The organism is Bradyrhizobium sp. CCBAU 53351 (assembly GCF_015291745.1).
GTDB lineage: Bacteria > Pseudomonadota > Alphaproteobacteria > Rhizobiales > Xanthobacteraceae > Bradyrhizobium.
In genome coordinates this window covers 1243435-1257304 of record NZ_CP030059.1, presented here as the reverse complement: position 1 = coordinate 1257304, position 13870 = coordinate 1243435, and the positions used below count along the sequence as shown (strand labels likewise).

Sequence of the window (13870 nt, the reverse complement as noted above, 5' to 3'; positions counted from 1 at the left end):
ACATATCTCCGGCGATGATGTGATGCGAGCAGAGAGAGCGCCCCACCCGCGTTGCGCGTCTATGCCACAAGAGCCGTGGTCGTGCCAGATCGTGCACGGCGGTTGGCCTGCAAACAAGAAAAGGGCCCGCCAATGGCGGGCCCTTTCGCAGAGGTCGCAAGGTGGGCAAAGCGAAGCGTGCCCACGCTTTTTTCGCGATCGACGGAGTGGCGGGCACGGCGCAAGTGCGCCTTTGTATACCCTACGATTCCCGACGCGCGGAGAGAACTCGGCTTGCCGCTTAGCGCAGATTGCCACAGAAGCGCTGGATGCGCTTGCAGGCGTCTTCGAGATCCGAGGTCTTGGTGGCATAGGAGATGCGGAACGCAGGTCCAAGGCCGAAGGCCGAACCCTGCACCACCGCGACGCCTTCGGTCTCCAGCAGCTCGGTGACGAAGTCCTCGTCATTGGCGATGACCTTGCCCGACGGCGCGGTCTTGCCGATCGTGCCGGCGCAGGACGGATAGACGTAGAAGGCGCCCTCGGGACGCGGGCACTCGATCCCCTTGGCCTGGTTGAGCATGGAGACGACGAGGTCGCGCCGCTCCTTGAACACCTTGTTATTGGCGGGGATGAAGTCCTGCGGACCGTTCAGCGCTTCCACCGCGGCCCATTGCGCGATCGAGGACGGGTTCGAGGTCGACTGCGACTGGATCGTCGACATCGCCTTGATCAACTGCGCGGGGCCGCCGGCATAGCCGATACGCCAGCCGGTCATGCAATAGGCCTTCGACACGCCGTTCACGGTGAGGGTGCGGTCGTAGAGTTTCGGCTCCACTTGTGCGACCGTGGTGAACTGGAAATCGTCATAGACGAGGTGCTCGTACATGTCGTCGGTCATCACCCAGACGTGGGGATGCTTGACCAGCACGTCGGTAAGCGCCTTCAGCTCGGACTTCGTGTAGGCCGCACCGGTCGGGTTCGACGGCGAGCACAGGATGACCCATTTGGTCTTCGGCGTGATGGCGCGCTCGAGCGCCTCGGCCTGGAGCTTGAAACCGGTCGCGGCGGTGCAGACCACCGGCACCGGCTCGCCACCTGCGAGCGCCACCATTTCGGGGTAGCTGACCCAATACGGCGCGGGAATGATCACCTCGTCGCCCGGATTGATGGTGGCCATCAGCGCGTTGTACAGCACCTGCTTGCCGCCGGTGCCGACGATGATCTGGTTCGGCTTGTAGGTGACGCCGTTCTCGCGCTGAAACTTGGCGATGATCGCCTCCTTCAGCTCGGGAATGCCGTCGACCGCGGTGTATTTTGTCTTGCCGGCTTCGATGGCGCGGATCGCCGCCAGCTTGATGTTGGCGGGCGTGTCGAAGTCGGGCTCGCCGGCACCGAGGCCGATGACGTTGCGGCCCGCCGCTTTCAGCGCACGTGCTTTATCCGTGACCGCGATGGTCGCGGACGGCTTCACACGGTCGAGCGCAGCGGCAAGGAAGGACATCGTCATCTCCTGACAAGCGTCGTGAAACCTTTCGTCTCACGACTCCGATTGTGGGAATGCAGCCACCCTAAAACGTGAGCCGCTGCACCGCAAGAAACTTCGGCCCGATCCCGCAAAAGTTTACGAATTTGGCGCGGTCCAGCCGCGCATTCCGGCAATTTTCCGCAAACTTGCCGCGCAAACCCCTCATATCCGGCAAGCCTTGTCCTCGGAGCAATTTTACGCGCTCAACGGTCTCAACATGAGGGGGCGTCATGCCCGCGCTTGCCGTCTTCGCTGAAGCTTCGCCGGCCCGACATCGAGTACCCGGCGTAGCTTTGGCGTAGCCCGGTCCCGGGCATCCACGCTCTTGTGCCGCAGTTAAGACGCGGACGGATGGGTCAAGCCCGGCCATGACGACGTGCAGATTTGAGCGGCCGTCTTACTGCCGTCAGCCTGCTGTCAGGTCTTCACACAAACGCATGCCGCGATACGTACGCTCGTTGACGCAAGCGTGATCTGATTTGCCTGGCCACGCAGAAATGATCTTCCGCCGCATTGCAATGCGGTAGGGTTTTCGAGTTTTTCTATTGGCTGGCTCTTGCGGCGGATTCGCATCGGCATCATTGTTTAGCCGCGCTGCGGGGCAGCGAGCGCCGCGTCTTCCCGTCCTCGGAATCGAACTCCTGGAATGTACAAGCTCTATTCGATGCAACGCTCGGGCAACAGCTACAAGGTCCGCCTTGCGCTGGCGCTGCTCAACGTGCCCTACGAAGCGATTGAGGTGGACATTTTGCGGGGCGAGAGTCGCACGCCGGATTTTCTGAGCAAGAATCCGTCGGGACAGGTGCCGCTGCTCGAGGTCGGCGGCGACCGTTATCTGGCCGAGTCCAACGCCATCCTTTGGTACGTCGCCGTCGGCACCCCGCTTGCGCCCGAGAATCGCATCGATCGCGCCGAGGCGCTGCAATGGATGTTCTTCGAGCAGCACGCGCTCGAGCCGAATATCGGCGCCGCCTATTTCTGGCTGTCGCTGGTCAAGGGCGGCCGCGACCTGCAGACCCATTCGCTGGAGGATTGGATGGAGCGCGGCTATGCCGCTCTGCAGGTGATGGAGAACCACCTGAAGACCAACGCCTATTTCGCCGCGCGCCAGCTCACGGTCGCCGACATCGCGCTGTACGGCTACACCCATCTGGCCGAGCGCTGCGACTTCGACCTCCAGACCTTCCCGGCGATCCGGGACTGGCTACAGCGGGTGGAAGCCGCGCCCGGCTTCGTGGCGATGGACTGGCGGCCGGCCGACATCGACGACCCCGCCAGCATCGCTGCCGGCGCATGACCCGGACCGCGCCCCGTTATGGGGAATAGCGGGTATAAGGTAATATTTGCCGCATTCTGGCCATTTTCAGCGCGGTAGCCGCCGCAATGTTGCCGGTTGAAACTGGGAAATTCTGGAAAGTCGCGGGTGATTCGCTCGCGTGTTGAAGGATTTAGACCAATGACACGGGCGTTCGGCACGGCAGGCTTTCAGGGCCATCCCGCTACCGTCGCGTCTTCCCGGCTGACCAATGCGGTCGCGGCCTCGCTCGCCGTCGCCGCGCTCTCGCTGTGCCTGATCGTCACCCTGACGGTGCTGTCGACCAAGGCAACCATGGCGATGGGTCTGCCGGTCTGATTCCCGTTTCATCCCGGACCAGCCTTCAAGGCGCCGCATGCCCCGCGTCGGCCGGCATCGCGACAGGACGTCGATGAAATCACCTGTGGTAGTCGTTGCAATCACCCTGACTGCGGCCATTCTGGTCGCGGCGTCCCTGTTGATTGTCGTCACGCGCAAGGGCCCGGGCATTTCGACGCTGAATGCGCCGGCGCTGCGACAGCCCCTCAAGCACGCGCACTTGGTTTAAAATCATTCGAAAGCCTTAGGCTTGCACGCAGGCGCGCCTTAAGCACGCCGCGCAAAAGCGCATCGCAATGGCGCAACGATCAGTCAGAGTTGCGGTCTTACCTCGTTCGGGAGGAGCGAGACTGGTCCATGCGGTTCGGATGGCGCGCCATCTCCGGTCCGGTACTGACGGCAGCAACTCTGCTGCTGGCGATGCTCTTCGATCGCGTGATCCCCATGCCCTCGCCGGCGCCGCTGCTCGTCGGCATCGTGGCGCTCGCCGGCGTGTTGTCGGGCCTCGCCTCCGCCGTCACGACCGCAGCCATTGCGGTGATCGGTGCGACGCTGTTCCTGCTCAGCCGCCACGGCGTGTCCCCCTCTTTCGCCGATCTGGTCCAGCTCGGCCTGCTGGCCATCACCGCTGCCGGCACCGCCGGCATCACCGGCCTGATGCGGGAGCGGCTGCTCGGCACCTTCGCGGCCGAGCGCCGCAGCCACGCCACCGCCGCGCGGCTGTCGGCCGCGCTCGACCAGGTCGATATCGGCATCGTGCTGCTCGATGCCGAAACACGGGCCGAGTTCATCAACCGCGCGTTTCGCGACTATTTCGGCCTGCCGGACGAGATCGCCGACGGCAAGCCGCCTTTCATCGCGCTGATGTATCACGGCCGCGACACCGGCGCGTTCGAGCTGCCCGAAGACGAATTGGGCACCTTCATCGCGCAGCGCATGGAGATGGTGCGGACCGGCGATGCCACGCCGATCAACATCGCCCTGCGCACCGGCGAGGTGCTGCGCTTCGTCTGCGCCGCGCTGCCGGACGGCGGACGGATGCTCAGCTACACCCCGGTGACCGACCTCGTGCGTCACACCGACGCGCCTGCAAGCGCCGACTACTACCGCTCGCTACGCGACCCCGCGGGCCGCGGGCTGATCCGGTATCTGCGCGTCGCGGAGTGATGTCACGGCGCGATTGATCGGCAATGCGATCATCACGTATGAAGGAGATCATTTCGTCGTGCAGCACCGAGATCGCGGAAATCCACATGTCGCTCACCGTTCGCTCCGTCACCAAGCAGGACTATGATCAATGGCTGCCGCTGTGGGACGGCTACAATGCCTTCTACGGCCGCTCCGGCCCGACCGCGCTTGCACCCGAGATCACGCACATGACATGGCAGCGCTTCTTCGATGCCTATGAGCCGGTGCACGGCCTCGTCGCCGAGAGCGAGGGCAAGCTGCTCGGCATGACGAACTATCTGTTTCATCGCAGCACCACCGCGATCGAGCCGTCCTGCTATCTGCAGGACCTGTTCACGCTCGAGGCCGCGCGCGGCAAGGGCGTCGGCGCGGCGCTGATCCATGGGGTGTACGAGCGGGCGAAACTGGCGGGATCGCCGCGCGTCTATTGGCAGACGCACGAGACCAACCTCACGGCGCAGCGCCTGTACGACAAGGTCGCCGAGCGCTCCGGCTTCATCGTCTATCGCAAGCTGTTTTGATCCCCGCGCGCATCCTGTGGATAACTTCCGCTGTCACCCGCGCGTAACATAGCGGGACTAGGCTGCACCTGCGTCTGATCAGGCCCCCCGTCACCGATCAAGCGCCCCAAAGCGGTCCCCGTCAGTCGCCGCGTCTGACTGGGGCCGCGTTTTTTTGTCCGCCTTGCCGGCATGGCAGCAGCGCGGCGCGGGCCTTGCTGCTGCGGCGCACGGTGGTCAGAATGCCGCCCTCATCGCTGACAGGATCTTCCATGGAAATTCGCAATCTCGGCGCCTCCGGCCTTCGCGTGTCCGCGGTCGGGCTCGGCTGCAACAATTTCGGGCAGCGCACGGACCTGGAGACCTCCCGCAAGGTCATCCATCGCGCGCTCGACCTCGGCATCACGCTGTTCGACACCGCCGACATCTATTCGAACATGGGAGGCTCGGAGACGGTGCTCGGCACGGTCCTGGGCGATCGCCGCAAGGACATCGTGCTGGCGACGAAATACGCCAAGCCCATGGCGGAAGACGGCACCAAGCAGGGCGCCTCGCGCCGCTACATCATGGCGGCCGTGGAAGCGAGCCTGAAACGGCTGAAGACCGACTACATCGATCTCTATCAGCAGCACGATTACGATCCGCTGACGCCGATCGAGGAGAGCCTGCGCGCACTGGACGATCTCGTCCGCCAGGGCAAGGTGCGCTACATCGGCAATTCCAACTTTCCGGCCTGGCGCATCGCGGAAGCGGAGTACGTCGCCCGCGCGATGAACGTGAGCCGCTTCGTCTCCTGCCAGGACGAATATTCCCTCGTCATGCGCGACATCGAGAAGGATCTGCTGCCGGCCGCGACCGAATACCAGCTCGGCCTGTTGCCGTTCTTTCCACTCGCGAGCGGACTCCTCACCGGCAAATACAGGAAGGGCGAGGCCGCGCCCGGCGACACCCGCTTCGGCCAGACGCCGCGGCTGCGCGACCGCTACGTCACGCCGCGCAACGAGGACATGGTCGAGAAGCTCCAGGCCTTTGCCAAAGCACGCGGCCACAGCATGCTCGAGCTCGCCTTCTCCTGGCTCGCCGCGCGCCCGCAGGTGTCGAGCGTGATCGCCGGCGCCACCCGCGTCGAGCAGATCGAGCAGAACGTGAAGGCGATCGCCTGGAAGCTCAGTGCCGAGGACATGGCGGAGATCGACAAGATCACGCTGGGCTGATTTTCGGCGCAGATCTCCGAGGCGCGGCGCTATTTGGCGCCGCGTCCGACCGTCTGCATCACCTCGAAACCTTCGAACTGGGGATGACCGAGATAGGCCGGCTTGGTGTCACCGGCCCGCGCATGCGCCGCGCGAAACGCCTCCGACTTGGTCCAGGCCTCGAACGCCGCGTAGTTCGTCCACACCGTATGCGAGGCGTAGAGCGTGTGGTCCTCGGCTTCCGGCCCGCGCAGCAGATGGAATTCGACGAAGCCCGGCACCTTGTCCAGATGCGTGTCGCGCGTGAGCCAGACCTGCTCGAAGGCGGCCTCGGAGCCCTTGGCGACGCGGAAGCGGTTCATGGCGATGTACATGGGGATTCTCCTGATGCTCGGCCCATTATCTCGTCATTCCGGGATGCGCCGCAAGGCGCGGGCCCCGGAATGACGGCGCTTGTGGGTTAGGCAACCAGCCCCTTCATCGGCTTCGCGCTGGCGCTATCAGGGAACACCGTCTGCGCCAGCACGCGGTCCGACAGCCCGAACTGATCCTGCAGCACGCCCTTGATCACCGAGCGCAGATCGGCGGTGGGCTTGAGGTCGCGGCCTTCGTGGAGGTTGGCGAGCTTGAGGCCCGGCCAGTCCGAGATGACGCGGCCGCCCTTCACGGCGCCGCCGGCGAGCAGTGCGATCGTGCCAGTGCCGTGATCGGTGCCGTCGGTGCCGTTGATGCGCGCGGTGCGGCCGAATTCGGTGGCGACGACGACGACGGTGTCGCGCCAGCGCTCGCTGAGGCCGCTTTCGAATTCGGCGAGCGCGCCGTCGAGCCCGCCGAGCAGGAAGGCGAGACGGCCGACCGGGCCGCCTTCATTGGCATGCGTGTCCCAGCCGTCGAAGGCGAGCGCGGCGATGCGCGGGCCGTCGTCCGCCGCCATCAGTTTTGCGGCGCCGCGTGCCACCTGGCGCATCTGTGCGACGGCGTTACCGGGCTTGCGTTTCATGTCGTCGCCGCTCGCGGCCTTCTCGAGCTGCAACCCTTGCGACAGCGCCGTCGCCAGCGCGGGGTCGCGGTGACGGTAGAGATCGACGAGGCGCATCGCGGTGTCGTCATCCGCCTGCGGCAGCGCCACCGGCGCCCAGCCGACGGTCGGCGCATTGCCGCGCAGCACCAGCGGCGTCGTGGGCCCGATCGCAAGGCCGCTCGACACGCGCTCGCCGCGCGGCAGCGCTTCCAGCGCGCGGTTGAGCCAGCCGGATTGGACGCGGCCCGGCCCGGCATAGCCGCTTTCGAGCACGTCCTGGCCGTCGAAATGCGAGCGGTCGCGATAGGGCGTCGCCACCGCATGGATCACCGCGGCGCGCTTGTCGCGGTACATGCGCGAAAATTCCGGCATCGCCGGATGCAACGCGAAGAAGGAATCGAGCATGATCGCGGGATGGGCGCCGTCACTCGCGAGCGCGATCGAGCCGTGCAGGCCGGCATAATCGGGGTCACCGACCGGGGCGACGGTCGCAAGCCCGTCGAGCGCGCCGCGCAGGATCACCACGACCAGCCGGGGATCGCGCCCATCGGCCGCGCGCGCGAATTTCGGCAGGTAGGCCCAGGCCGCGAACGAGGCGCCGCCGAGCAAAAGACCGCGGCGCGAGGTGAGGAGCCGGTTCTCGACACAGTCGATCATCATCATCTCCTCTGCATTTCCGGTGACATCAGGAGCAGCGCGAGCGCCTGCTGCCGCGACTCCGCACGCTCGATGGTTCGCCGCGTCTCGATCGAGGCCGCATCGGCCGCCGCGAACTCCAGCAGGTCGAGCGGATCGATGTTATTGCCGAGCCGCGCGCCCATCTGCGCGGCGATATCGAGCCTGAGCTTCATGCCTTCCGGCGCAGCCCAAGCCGCGCTGGTGTCCGGGAAACCGTTTGGCCCTGCCGGCGACCACAGCGGCTGGCCCAGCAGATTGAGATTGTTGAGGTAGGCGCCGGGATCCTCCGGCACGCGCGCGAGCAGCCGGCCGCTCGCGACGAGGAAATCGTAAGGGCTGCGCATCTTGGTCAGCGGCGCTTTCCACGCTTCATCGGAATCGACCAGCGTGGTCGCCATCGCCTTGAGATCGCCGTCGGTCTTGACGAAGACATCGCGCAGCCGCGCAACCAGCGCCGGCGGCGGATCGTCGGCCACGAAGTGGCGGACGAATTTGGTGGCGATGAAATTCGCGGCGGACGGATGCCGCGCGATGTCGGCGAGCGCGGCCTCGCCCTGCGCGAGTCCCACTGGCTCGTAAGTCTTGCCAAGCAGCGTTTGCGGCCCGGGCTGATGCGCATTGGCGTTGAACACGAAGGAGCCGGGAGGGCCCAACTGCCCTTGCCTGCCGGCGAAGGTCCAGCCCGTGATGATGCGCGCGAGCGAGGTGACGTCGTCCTGCGTATAACCGCCGCCGACGCCGAGCGTATGCAGCTCCATGATCTCGCGCGCGAGATTCTCGTTCAGCCCGCGCTTGCGGTTTTGCCCAGCGCGCGAGTCCGGCCCGAGCGATTGCTGGTTGTCGAGGAAGAACAGCATCGCCGGATGCTGCTCGACCGCTTTCAGCATGTCGGCGAAGCGTCCGAGCACGTGCGGCCTGATCGCCTCGCGCTCGAACGCGCCGGCCCAGATCCGCGCCAGTTCGCCCTTGCTCGCGGAGATGCAGAAATGGTTGGACCAGAACACGACGAGCCGCTCGGTGAAGCCGCACGTGGTCAGCGTCGCGCGCTGCAGCCGCGCCAGCGCTTCAGCGCGGAAGGTCTTCTGGATCACGTTGAGCGGCTGCGGCGCGGCCTTTGCCGCCGGCGCGGCAACGCCCGGCTGCATCGTCTCGAGCTTCGCTGCATTGTCGGCCGGTTTGCCATCGGTCATCTGGCCGGCGATCTCGGTCGCGACCGCGTTCAGCGAGAGATTGCGGCGGAGCGCTGGCTTCTGTTCGGCCGGCGCCGGCGGGTCGGCAGGTGCGGCAGCCTTCGCCGCCTCGCGCGCCTGCTTGACCTGATCCTGATAGGCGAACACGGCCTGCCCGAGTTGCTGCGTCGATTGCAGGCCGGGCGCCTCGAGCAGCACGCCGCTGGGCCGCGCAAGCTCCGCCTTCACGAAGCCGCGCGGATCTGAGCTTGCGTTGATCAGATCGCCCGAGGCACCACCGCGAGCACCGAAGCCAAAACGGTTGAGCGCAATGAGCGCGGCTTGCGAATCGCGGGCCATCGATTTGTCCTTGGCGTGCCTGGAGCCGCTTTCCGAGTCCGCGCGCGACGCCTAATATATCGCAACGACCGATGAACCCGACATGAAAATCACGGCGAAGCTTCGACGCAAATCATGACAAATCCGCAAGAAACCTCGACCCCGGAACCGCGCCGCCTGACCTGCTCACGCTGCGGCGCCGAGTTCGGCTGCGATCTCTCGGGCAATTGCTGGTGCGCGGAGGAAACAGCAAAGCTGCCGATGCCGGTCGAGGGCGAGGACTGCCTGTGCCGCGAGTGTCTGAGGAAAGCGGCGGCGGAGGCAGTGAGCGCAGCGGATAGGATGCAACACCGTGGGTGATGGCAGAACCCTTGCCGCACTCTCAGTGTCGTCCCGCGAACGCCGGCAACTGTTATGTTGGCCTAGTGTACAGGTACGGCTTTCGATCGCGGATGATGGCGTTGAGGACCGTCAACAGCTTCCTGGCAACGGCAATGAGAGCGAGCTTGGCAGGTTTACCGGCCTGTCGCAGTCGAGCGTAGAAGGCCTTGAATGGATCGGCCCGGCGGACCGCATTGAGAGCGGCCATGTAGAGGGCATCGCGGACGCGCTTTCGGCCCCCGACGATCTTCCGCTTGCCGCGGTAAGCGCCGCTGTCGACGTTGAAGGGAGCCAGGCCGGCGAGCGCGGCCACCTGCTTCGGTCCCACTTTTCCGAGTTCCGGCATCTGCGCGATCAGCTGCATGCAGGTTACGGGGCCCACGCCGGGAAGTGACCGCATCAACTGCGCATCATCGGAGACCTCCGGCTCAGTCTTGATCAGTGCGCTAATATCGGCCTCGATTGCGGCGATCTCATTGTCGAGGACTTCAATGAGCCGACCGATGCGATCGGCCATGGCGCGGTCCTCGGCCTCGCTGCGCCTGTTCTTCTCCTGGGCACGCATGAGAACCAGTTGATCCCGCCGTTTTGCAAGCCCCGCCAGGGCATTGCGGGCAGGATTGGCAGCCTGCTCAGCGGCAGGCTGCATGGCCCGGGCAAAGCTCGCCAGCATCCGGGCATCGATCGGGTCGGTCTTGGCGAGCTGGCCGCTGGCGCGCGCAAAGTCCCGGGCCCGGGCCGGGTTGATCCGGGCAAAGCGGATGCCGGCCTGGCTGAGCGCCTCACGAAGCTCAAGGTCATAGACGCCCGTGGCTTCAAAGACGACCAGCACATCGCATCGCCAACGCGCCGCGATCTGTGTGATGGCCTGCGGCGCGTTGGCGATGCGCTCCGGCACGCCCAGGCTCTCATCGAAGATATCGAGATATCGTTTGGAGACGTCGATTCCGACGTAACGAGGGCGTATGATCATGGTGCCTGTCCCTGTGATGCGAGGTCTGTTGGCGCAGCCTCGTGCAACTGTTCAGGTTGATAAATGGAACGGGCGGGAGACCGAGCCGGCTCACGGCGTCAAGCGCCAAGGACCCAACGGCTTCCCGCCCACTCCACCATGACAGGATTTCGATACACAGGGACCCATAACCACAGGAAGAATTTTGGCGAAGGCCCATCGTTCCGGTGCTGCGACCACCAACACTCGATAATCACGCGGTATGGGTCCCCCGCGTTCGCGGGGACGACCCGAGGAGATGTCGCGCCCTACACTTGATGCCCCGGCGACTTCCGCGCCATGGCGTCGAATGCGTCGAGCAATTTTTCCCGCCAGGCGTAGACCGGATCGTCCGCTTCCAGCAGCTTGAACGGGCTCACCACGCGCGCCCATTGGAAGCCGCCGAACACGATGTAGTCGGCGTAGTTCGGCGCCTCGCCGCCGAGATAGGGCTGCTTCTTCAGCGTCTGCCGCATCACCTCGAGCGACTTGCGGAACGTGACCACGCCGGTGTCGCGGCTCGCCATCACCTCTTCCAGGCTCTTGCCGCCAAAGCGCGCCTCGCGCGATTTGCGGAAATAGGCGGCGTCGATTTCGGCGAGATTGTTCGGGATGTCGGCGACGATCAGCGGGAAGATTCCGCCGACGATGGCGATGTCGCCGAAGGCGTTGATCATGCGCGCCATGGCGCGGCCGCCCTCGCCGCCGAACAGCGACGGACGGCCCGGGAAAGTGTCTTCGAGATAATTCGCGATCGTCCAGGAATCGACCACCGGCTTGTCGTCATGCAGCAGCACCGGGACCTTTTCCGAACCGTGCGGCGCAAGCGCGCTCTTCTCGGTGAAGCGCCAGGGAAACGATTCCGCCGACAGGCCCTTGTGCGCCAGCGCCATCCGCGTGCGCCAGCAATACGGGCTGAACGGGCGCGAGGGGTCGGTGCCGACGAGTTCGTAGAGTTTGAGCGACATATGCTGTTCCGTCATTGCGAGCGCAGCGGAGCAATCCAGACTGCCGCTGCGAAAGACATTCTGGATTGCTTCGCCGGCGCTCGCAATGACGATGTGGAGCGGAAGTGCCGGTCACCGCCCGTTGGTGCGCAGCAACCTCTCGCCATGCTCCGTCACCGCGATGACGAGCCCGAGGCCTGGCAGTGTCTCACGCGTGACAAGCCCGCGCTCGCTGGCGTCTTCCCAGATGGTGAGGCGCGGGCACGAGGTTTTCCAGGTCGCGACCACCTCGGCATAGGCGCGCGGCTCGCGCGCGACCCATTCGACGAAGTCTAGCACCAGCGGATCGGCAGTTTCGCTCATTGCAAACCTCCCTTGTCGAAGGCGGCCAGCACCGGCGCACGCAGCAACAGCCAGCCGCCATAGGCGATGTAGTAGCAGGCAATGGTGGTGATCAGCTTGTTCGACCAGGCGACGAATTGCTGGTCGGTCATGGCTTCCAGGATGCGCCGCGCCAGCGTGGTGCCGAGCATCGAGGCTGCGATCGCAACGCCGGCGAGCACGGGATCGAGGCTTGCGGCCTGATCGATGATGCCGCCGAAATAGATCAGCTTGGTGAAATGGCTGACGAGCTGGCACATCGCTTTCGTCGCCACCTTCTCGCGCCGGCCGAAATTGCCGCCAAGGAAGAAGGTGTCGAGCAGCGGGCCGGAGACGCCGGTCATCAGCATCAGGCCCATGCAGATCGTGCCGTAGACCGTGCCCTGCCAGAGCCTGTCAGGGTCCGGCTTGATGTTGGCGGGCAGCAGCCGCGCCATGAACGGAGTGATGCCGAGCAGCAGCAGCGCCATCGGCTTGTCAGGCACGTAGCGCGTGAGCGACCAGGCCGCGAGCGCGACGGCAGCGCCGACCATGTAGTTCGCAACCGGCCGCCAGCGGATATGCGCCCGCCACAGGAACGCGCGCCAGCCGTTCGAGGCCATCTGCGTGATCGCGTGCAGCACCATCGCGGTCGGCAGCGGCATCAAGGCGAGCAGCACACCGATCAGGATCAGCCCGCCCGCCATGCCGAACAGCCCCGACAGGAACGCGGTGGCGACCATCAGCAATCCGAGGGCAGCGATCATGATGGGCGTCACGTGAGGTTCTCCTGCCGGCAGGTAAGGGATGCGAGATGCCGATTTTGCCCGCCCACTTGCGGGGAAAAGCAAAAGAAGCCGCGCCCGCGTTCAACAAATCAGCCCAAATCTACATCGCAAAACCTGCCTCGCTTGCCGCCGCCGCGCAAACTGAGTTATCTTGCCCTGGCCTCAGCTTTCCTGAGGGTCTGGCGTAGGGATCTGCATTTGCGGCGGCTGCTGTTTCTCAACGGCATCAAGGCATTCGAGGCGGCGGCGCGGACCGGCAGCTTTGCCGCGGCCGGGCTCGAGCTGAGCGTGTCTGCGGCCGCCGTCAGCCGCATGGTGCATCTGCTCGAAGAGCGGCTCGGCGTCGCGCTGTTCGAGCGCAAGGCCAATCGCCTGGTGCTGACGCAGGCCGGCCGCGCCTATCAAAGCGGGCTGACGCCGATCTTCGACGCACTGGCCAGCCTCACCGCGCAGGTGACGGCGCCTGCAAGCGTCCGCGTGCTCACCATCGGCGTCGGCCACACCTTTGCGATGCGCTGGCTGATCCCGCGGCTGTCGGAATTCCGCAACGAGGAGCCCGATATCGAGGTGCGCTTCACCACGGGCGGCGCGTCGGTGCCGTTCGGCGAGGACTGGAACTGCGGCATCAAGCTCGGCACCGGCGACTGGCCGGGCCTTGTCGCCGAGCCGCTGTTCGCCGGCGACCTCACGCCGGTCTGCGTGCCCCGCCTCGCGAGCGGCCTGAAGCGCCCGGCCGACCTGAAAGGCCCAAGCCTGATCCGCGTCGCGCATTCACCTGAAGACTGGCCGATCTGGCTGAAGGCGGCGGGCGTTGCGCGCGTCAGCGCGCGCGGGCCCGAGTTCCAGTTCTACGGCCAGGCGCTGCAGGCCGCCGCCGACGGGCTCGGCATCGCCATGGGCATCCGCCCCTATATCGACGACGACCTCGCCGCCGGCCGGCTGGTCGCACCGTTCGACCTATCGGTGCCCAAGGGCATGCGCTGGTACCTGCTCTATCGCAGCTTCCAGACCGAGCAGCGCGACTTCGCCGCGTTCCGCCGCTGGATCATGCGCGCGGCGGCGGAACCCGCCGCCCGGCCGGTGAAGCGGATCGGCCGTACGGCCGCGCGGAACTGACGCGAGAGCAAAAAAGCCGGCCGCTTGTGAACGGCTTCACATCCCGAAATCCGCAAACG

General features: G+C 65.6%; 17 protein-coding genes. 9 read left to right on the top strand and 8 right to left on the bottom strand.

The window, feature by feature from the left end; translation table 11 throughout:
- Nucleotides 1-280: 280 nt before the first annotated feature.
- Entirely contained in the window at nt 281-1483 is a 1203-nt protein-coding gene (locus XH83_RS06070) for a pyridoxal phosphate-dependent aminotransferase (RefSeq protein WP_194406132.1), read from the bottom strand.
- 670 nt (nt 1484-2153) lie between these two features.
- Between XH83_RS06070 and XH83_RS06065 the strand changes: the two genes are divergently transcribed.
- From XH83_RS06065 to XH83_RS06040, 6 genes are all read left to right on the top strand, one after another.
- Nucleotides 2154-2804, top strand: a complete 651-nt coding sequence (locus XH83_RS06065; protein WP_194406131.1) for a glutathione S-transferase family protein — start codon at nt 2154-2156, stop codon at nt 2802-2804.
- 159 nt (nt 2805-2963) lie between these two features.
- A complete protein-coding gene (locus XH83_RS06060) occupies nt 2964-3140 on the top strand; it encodes a hypothetical protein (protein WP_194406130.1) in 177 nt (58 codons plus the stop codon).
- Nucleotides 3141-3177: 37 nt separating this feature from the next.
- Nucleotides 3178-3369, top strand: coding sequence for a hypothetical protein (locus XH83_RS06055; protein WP_194408512.1), 192 nt, complete (start codon nt 3178-3180; stop codon nt 3367-3369).
- Nucleotides 3370-3497: 128 nt separating this feature from the next.
- On the top strand, nt 3498-4307 hold the full coding sequence (locus XH83_RS06050) for a PAS-domain containing protein (RefSeq protein WP_194406129.1): 810 nt from the start codon (nt 3498-3500) through the stop codon (nt 4305-4307).
- 86 nt (nt 4308-4393) lie between these two features.
- On the top strand, nt 4394-4849 hold the full coding sequence (locus tag XH83_RS06045; RefSeq protein WP_194408179.1) for a GNAT family N-acetyltransferase: 456 nt from the start codon (nt 4394-4396) through the stop codon (nt 4847-4849).
- 251 nt (nt 4850-5100) lie between these two features.
- Entirely contained in the window at nt 5101-6042 is a 942-nt protein-coding gene (locus XH83_RS06040) for an aldo/keto reductase (RefSeq protein ID WP_194406128.1), read from the top strand.
- Between the two features lie 29 nt (nt 6043-6071).
- On the opposite strand, the gene XH83_RS06035 is transcribed toward XH83_RS06040, so the two are convergent.
- The 3 genes from XH83_RS06035 to XH83_RS06025 all read right to left on the bottom strand — a co-directional run bounded on the left by XH83_RS06035 (nt 6072) and on the right by XH83_RS06025 (nt 9249).
- Complete coding sequence (locus XH83_RS06035; protein WP_194406127.1) at nt 6072-6395, bottom strand: antibiotic biosynthesis monooxygenase; 324 nt, start codon at nt 6393-6395, stop codon at nt 6072-6074.
- A gap of 86 nt (nt 6396-6481) precedes the next feature.
- Nucleotides 6482-7699, bottom strand: coding sequence for a DUF1501 domain-containing protein (locus tag XH83_RS06030; RefSeq protein WP_194406126.1), 1218 nt, complete (start codon nt 7697-7699; stop codon nt 6482-6484).
- A 2-nt stretch (nt 7700-7701) separates the two neighbouring features.
- Complete coding sequence (locus XH83_RS06025) at nt 7702-9249, bottom strand: DUF1800 domain-containing protein (RefSeq protein ID WP_194406125.1); 1548 nt, start codon at nt 9247-9249, stop codon at nt 7702-7704.
- 114 nt (nt 9250-9363) lie between these two features.
- Between XH83_RS06025 and XH83_RS39645 the strand changes: the two genes are divergently transcribed.
- Nucleotides 9364-9588, top strand: a complete 225-nt coding sequence (locus tag XH83_RS39645) for a cysteine-rich CWC family protein (RefSeq protein WP_246776419.1) — start codon at nt 9364-9366, stop codon at nt 9586-9588.
- A 52-nt stretch (nt 9589-9640) separates the two neighbouring features.
- On the opposite strand, the gene XH83_RS06020 is transcribed toward XH83_RS39645, so the two are convergent.
- The 4 genes from XH83_RS06020 to XH83_RS06005 form a co-directional block, all read right to left on the bottom strand.
- Nucleotides 9641-10582 (bottom strand): IS110 family transposase, encoded by a 942-nt coding sequence (locus XH83_RS06020; protein WP_194404488.1) that lies wholly within the window; start codon nt 10580-10582, stop codon nt 9641-9643.
- A gap of 287 nt (nt 10583-10869) precedes the next feature.
- On the bottom strand, nt 10870-11568 hold the full coding sequence (locus XH83_RS06015) for a glutathione S-transferase family protein (protein ID WP_194406124.1): 699 nt from the start codon (nt 11566-11568) through the stop codon (nt 10870-10872).
- A gap of 111 nt (nt 11569-11679) precedes the next feature.
- Nucleotides 11680-11910, bottom strand: coding sequence for a hypothetical protein (locus tag XH83_RS06010; RefSeq protein ID WP_194406123.1), 231 nt, complete (start codon nt 11908-11910; stop codon nt 11680-11682).
- Nucleotides 11907-12686, bottom strand: coding sequence for a sulfite exporter TauE/SafE family protein (locus XH83_RS06005; RefSeq protein WP_194406122.1), 780 nt, complete (start codon nt 12684-12686; stop codon nt 11907-11909). The genes XH83_RS06010 and XH83_RS06005 overlap by 4 nt, the downstream gene beginning before the upstream one ends.
- A gap of 35 nt (nt 12687-12721) precedes the next feature.
- Here XH83_RS06005 and XH83_RS06000 point away from each other — a divergent pair, with 35 nt between their 5' ends.
- Nucleotides 12722-12883: a hypothetical protein gene (locus XH83_RS06000; RefSeq protein ID WP_194406121.1), complete on the top strand. Its 162-nt coding sequence runs from the start codon at nt 12722-12724 to the stop codon at nt 12881-12883.
- Nucleotides 12884-12893: 10 nt separating this feature from the next.
- Nucleotides 12894-13811, top strand: a complete 918-nt coding sequence (locus XH83_RS05995) for a LysR substrate-binding domain-containing protein (protein ID WP_194406120.1) — start codon at nt 12894-12896, stop codon at nt 13809-13811.
- Nucleotides 13812-13870: the final 59 nt, after the last annotated feature.